Source organism: Kitasatospora sp. NPDC056446, from assembly GCF_042796115.1.
Taxonomy (GTDB): Bacteria; Actinomycetota; Actinomycetes; order Streptomycetales; family Streptomycetaceae; genus Kitasatospora.
The window spans coordinates 1-4,047 of the sequence record NZ_JBHTRF010000160.1 but is presented as its reverse complement, the minus strand read 5'-3'; the positions used below and the strand labels follow the sequence as shown (position 1 = coordinate 4,047).

The 4,047-nt window shown below is 75.4% G+C and carries 4 protein-coding genes; 3 read left to right on the top strand and 1 reads right to left on the bottom strand.

The window, feature by feature from the left end; translation table 11 throughout:
• Positions 1-503: 503 nt before the first annotated feature.
• Together ACFQ6N_RS40090 and ACFQ6N_RS40085 are read left to right on the top strand one after the other, a co-directional pair.
• Positions 504-695, top strand: coding sequence for a MerR family transcriptional regulator (locus ACFQ6N_RS40090; RefSeq protein WP_380659100.1), 192 nt, complete (start codon positions 504-506; stop codon positions 693-695).
• 208 nt (positions 696-903) lie between these two features.
• Entirely contained in the window at positions 904-1,650 is a 747-nt protein-coding gene (locus tag ACFQ6N_RS40085; protein ID WP_380659098.1) for an MBL fold metallo-hydrolase, read from the top strand.
• 42 nt (positions 1,651-1,692) lie between these two features.
• Here ACFQ6N_RS40085 and ACFQ6N_RS40080 read toward each other — a convergent pair whose 3' ends face one another.
• The gene (locus ACFQ6N_RS40080) at positions 1,693-2,607 is read right to left on the bottom strand and encodes a branched-chain amino acid transaminase (protein ID WP_380659097.1); all 915 of its coding nucleotides are present in this window, start codon (positions 2,605-2,607) and stop codon (positions 1,693-1,695) included.
• A 209-nt stretch (positions 2,608-2,816) separates the two neighbouring features.
• Here ACFQ6N_RS40080 and ACFQ6N_RS40075 point away from each other — a divergent pair, with 209 nt between their 5' ends.
• Positions 2,817-3,893, top strand: a complete 1,077-nt coding sequence (locus tag ACFQ6N_RS40075) for a response regulator transcription factor (RefSeq protein WP_380659096.1) — start codon at positions 2,817-2,819, stop codon at positions 3,891-3,893.
• Positions 3,894-4,047: the final 154 nt, after the last annotated feature.

The following is a 4,047-nucleotide window of genomic DNA, read 5'->3' as shown; positions in this document are numbered from 1 at the left end:
CTGTTGGGGGCGGGGGCGCCCCACCACCCCACCCCCCCCCCACCTCTAGCCGGGGGGGGGGGGCCCCCCCCGGGCCCCGCCCCCGCCCCGCGGCCGGGGGCCGGCCGGCCCGCCGGGGCGCCGGGTCGGACGGGCGCGCCGCGCCAGCACCGCCGCGACCGCCGCCGACAGCGCGATGCCGGCCAGTGCCAGGACGAGCCAGGTACCAGTCATGCCGTTCATGCGGCGAACCGTACCGGGCCGGCGGCGGACGCCACCACCGTGACGTCCGTGACATCCGTGACGTCCGTGACGGCCGGGCATTTGTCCGCGGACTGCTCCCGGTTCGTCACGGAACCGCCACCGCGCCCGATCCGCGCCGGACACCGGGGCCGCGCCCGGAAAGGCTGTCCACGAACGTCAGCCCCTTCCCGGAGGTGCCCCGTGAGTGAACGAAGCGAGCGGACAGTCGACAGACGCGTACGGGCGGACGCCCCCGCCGAGCACGGGGGAGGGGTGGGCGCATGAGCCGTGGCACCGAGCTGTGGTCGTACGCCGAGATCGCCCGCCACATCAACGTCCAGCCCGAGACCGTCCGCAACTACCGGCGGCACGGGCTGCTGCCCGACCCGGACCTGCTGGACGCCGGCGGCCACCCCCGCTGGTACCCCGACACCATCCGTACCTGGGCCCGCAAACGCCCCGGACACCGCTGATCCGGCCCCCCGCCCCCGCCCCCGCTCCCGTCCCCGGCGTTCTGGTGATTCCAGCCACAGCCCGGCACGGGGACGGGGGCAAAGTGCCGCTCCGCCCTTACCCTCGACACACCAATGCAGTGCTACCGGCCGGTTCACCGGCCCGGCCTGCCGTTTTCCATGCCGTTTTCCAGCAACAGCCAGGACGTGTCGGGGCGGAGGGGCTCGGATGAAACTGACCGTGGTGGGGTGCTCGGGGAGCTTCCCGTCCGCCGACTCGCCCTGCTCCAGCTACCTGGTCGAGGCCGACGGCTACCGCGTCGTCCTCGACCTCGGCAACGGAGCCCTCGGCGCCCTGCAGAAGTACACCGGCCTGTACGACGTCGACGCCGTCCTGCTCAGCCACCTGCACGCCGACCACTGCGTCGACCTGTGCGCCTACTGGGTGGCCCGCAACTACCGTGCCGAGGGCTGCCCCGAACCGCTGCCCGTGTACGGCCCGACCGGCACCGCCGAACGGCTCGCCCGCGCCTACGACATGCCGGAGAACCCGGGGATGAAGGAGGTCTTCGAGTTCCGCACCCTCACCCCCGGCAGCTTCCGCCTCGGACCGTTCCGGATCGAGGTCGCCCAGGTCAACCACCCCGTCGACGCCTTCGCGTTCCGTCTCGAACACGACGGCCGGTCCCTGGTCTACAGCGGTGACACCGGCGAGAGCGCCGAACTCGTCGCCCTCGCCCGCGACGCCGACCTCTTCCTCTGCGAGGCCGCCTACATCGACGGCCGCGACACCTACCGGGCCGTCCACCTCAACGGCCGCGAGGCCGGCGAGCACGCCACCGCCGCCGGCGCCCGCCGGCTCGTCCTCACCCACATCCCCCCGTGGACCGACGCCGAGCACAACCTCCGCGACGCGGCCGCCGCCTACGCCGGCCCGGTCGAGGTCGCCCGCGCGGGCGCGGTGTACGAGCTCTGACCCGACCGCGCGCCGGCCGTCTGCGGCGCGGGCCCCGAGCGGTCAGGCCACCGGGGTCAGCCAGTGCCGGTAGCGCGGGTCGGCACCGGTCACGGCCGCCCGGTAGGCCTCCCGCAGCCGGGTGGTGACCGGCCCGGGGGCGGCCGGAAGGGCGCGGTCGTCGAGCGCGCGGACCGGGACGATCCCGGCCGCCGTGCCGCACACGAAGAGCTCGTCCGCCGCGTAGAGGTCCGACCGCAGCAGGCTCTCGACCCGGACCGGCACCCCCAGGTCACGCGCCAGGGTGCACACGGTGTCCTGGGTGATGCCCTCCAGGGCGCCCGCGCTCGACGGCGGCGTGCGCAGTACCCCGTCGCGCACGGCGAAGACGTTCTCCCCGGTGCACTCGCTCACCGTGCCGTCCGCGCCCAGCAGCAACGCCTCGTCGTAGCCCGCGTCATTGGCCTCCCGGCGGGCGAGCACCGAGTTCAGGTACGGGCCGGTGGCCTTGGCGGCGGGCGGCACCGCGTTCGGGTCGTTCCGCCGCCAGCTGCTGGTCTTCAGCGTGATCCCGCCGTCGGCGGGCGGGAGTTGGCCGTGCCACTCCCAGCTCGCGATCGACACCTCGACCGGCGAGGAACGCATGTCGATGCCCATCGTGCCGTAGCCGAGGAAGGCGAAGTGCCGCAGATAGCACTCCCGGTGCCCGTTGGCGCGCACCAGGTCCACCGTCGCCTTCGTCAAGTCGGCGATGTCGTACGGGAGTTCCATCCGGATCATCCGGGCGCTGCGGTCCAGCCGGCGCAGGTGCTCGGGCAGCCGGAACACCGCCGGACCGTCCTCGGTCGCGAACACCCGGGTGCCCTCCAGCACCCCCGTGCCGTAGTGCAGGCCGTGCGTCAGGACGTGCACCCGGGCCTCCTGCCAGGGCACCAGGGCGCCGTCCAACCAGATCGTCGAAGCTTCGGGAAGAGCCATGCCGCACATCCTGCGGGCCGCCGCGCCGCAGGTCAGCCCGCCGGCGCCGACCGGAACCGGCCATGACCGGGAGCGGAAGCCCCGTACCGCGAACCGGACGGCGGGCACGGCGGGCGTGCTCGCGCCCGGCGGGCCGGCCCGCCGGCCCGCCCGTCTCGCGGAGCGGAAACCCCCGACCGGCCCCGGCCCGCCCTCACTAGGCTGCGCCGATGGAGAGCCCCGCCGGCGCCGACGCCACCCAGCTCTACGCCCGCCTGCTCGCCGAACCCGGCCGCCCGCCCGACGCCCTCGGCCTCGACTGGGGCACCACCCGGCTCGCCGCCGCCACCGCCGAACTGCGCGCGCTCGGACTCCTCCAGCCCACCGCGGGCACCGGCGTTCCGGCCGACCCCGTAGTCTCGGCCGACTCGGCCGACTCGGCGGTCTCGGCCGACACCGCCGTCTCGGTCGACACCGCCGTCCGCCAACTCCTCCTCGACGCCGACAGCCAGGTCGCCGCCCTCCTCGGCGCACTGCGCCACACCCGCGACTCCGTCGACCGGCTGCACACCGGCTACCTCCCCGTCCAGCAGCACCACCGCACCGGCACCGGCACGGGCACCGGCCTGGAACTCGTCCGCGGCGCCGACCGGATCGCCGCCCTGCTGGAGGACGCCGCCCGCGGCGCCCGCACCGAAGCGCTCTCCCTACGCCCCGGCCAGGACCTCTCCGGCCCCGCCCTGGCCGGAAAACTCGCCCGCGAACGCCTCGCCCTCGCCCACGGCGCCGCACTGCGCACCATCTACCCGGCCGCGGCGCTGCGCCGCCCGGCGGTGCTGGCGCACCTGCGGGAGCTGACCGGGGCCGGGGCCAGGATCCGGGCGGCGCACTCGCTCCCGCTCTGGCTGATCGTGGTGGACGCCCGGCTGGCGATCCTGCCCGCGCCCGGTGCCGGGGCGGACGGGGAGCCCGCCCCGGCCGACGGCGGGAGGTACCCGCACGTCGCCGGGGCGGCGGTGGTGGTCCGCGAACCGGCACTGGTCGAACTGGTGGCGGAGCTGTTCGAGTACTTCTGGTCCTCCGCCTGGACCCCGTCCGAACTCGGCCCGGAGGAGAGCGAGATGACCGATCGTCAGCTCGCCGTGCTGCGCCTGCTGGCGGCCGGGCTGACGGACACCGCGATCGCCCGGAAGCTGGAGGTGTCGGAGCGCACGGTGCGCCGGCTGGTCGCCGAACTGACCGCCGCCCTGGGCGCGGAGAGCCGCTTCCAGGCCGGCGTGCACGCGACCCGGCGCGGCTGGATCTAGCGTCCGCTGGCGTCCGCGCCCGAGGGCGAGACCGTAGGGCCCGTCTTCAAAACCCCCCCGGGGGGGGGTTGTAGTAGGGGCCAAGCGCCCCCCCGGGGCGGGCCGGGCGAGGTGGTGCCGCCGCGGTCTGGTATACACAACTGGCGCGGCCGCC

What these genes read in the sequence shown, in the direction of transcription:
- ACFQ6N_RS40090 (WP_380659100.1), top strand. Translation starts at nt 504, where the DNA reads ATGAGCCGTGGCACCGAGCTGTGGTCGTACGCCGAGATCGCCCGCCAC.
- ACFQ6N_RS40085 (WP_380659098.1), top strand. Translation starts at nt 904, where the DNA reads ATGAAACTGACCGTGGTGGGGTGCTCGGGGAGCTTCCCGTCCGCCGAC.
- ACFQ6N_RS40080 (WP_380659097.1), bottom strand. Translation starts at nt 2,607, where the DNA reads ATGGCTCTTCCCGAAGCTTCGACGATCTGGTTGGACGGCGCCCTGGTG.
- ACFQ6N_RS40075 (WP_380659096.1), top strand. Translation starts at nt 2,817, where the DNA reads ATGGAGAGCCCCGCCGGCGCCGACGCCACCCAGCTCTACGCCCGCCTG.